Annotated in this window: 2 pseudogenes; both read right to left on the reverse strand. The window is 68.8% G+C overall.

Annotated features, from left to right (window positions below):
- A pseudogene (locus I6F37_RS43515) lies at nucleotides 1–267 on the reverse strand (phenylalanine--tRNA ligase subunit beta); the annotation flags it as partial.
- A pseudogene (locus I6F37_RS43520) lies at nucleotides 264–397 on the reverse strand (phenylalanine--tRNA ligase subunit alpha); the annotation flags it as partial. The pseudogenes I6F37_RS43520 and I6F37_RS43515, both read right to left, overlap by 4 nt.

Consider the following 397-nt stretch of genomic DNA (forward strand, 5'->3'; position numbering starts at 1 on the left):
CTTCAGGCCAGCGCGCGCATTGGGCGCGCCGCAGACGACCTGGATCGCCTCGCCGGTCCCGGCGTCGACGGTCAGCACCTGCAATTTGTCGGCCTGCGGATGCGGGGCGGCGGTCAGCACCTGGGCGACCACGAAGGGCGCCAGCTTCTCGGCCGGGTTCTCCACGCCCTCCACCTCGAGGCCGATCCTGGTCAGCGTCCCGACGATGGTGTCGAGGTCGGCATCCGTCTCCAGATGCTCCTTCAGCCAGGACAAGGTGAACTTCACGCGCCCACCCCGCCGCTGAGCGTCGGCACGTCGAGCGCGCGGAAGCCGTAATGGCGAAGCCAGCGCAGGTCGCCGTCGAAGAAGGCGCGCAGATCGTCCATCCCGTATTTCAGCATGGCCAGCCGGTCGA

It is taken from the genome of Bradyrhizobium sp. NBAIM08, assembly GCF_020193935.1.
Taxonomy (GTDB): domain Bacteria; phylum Pseudomonadota; class Alphaproteobacteria; order Rhizobiales; family Xanthobacteraceae; genus Bradyrhizobium; species Bradyrhizobium yuanmingense.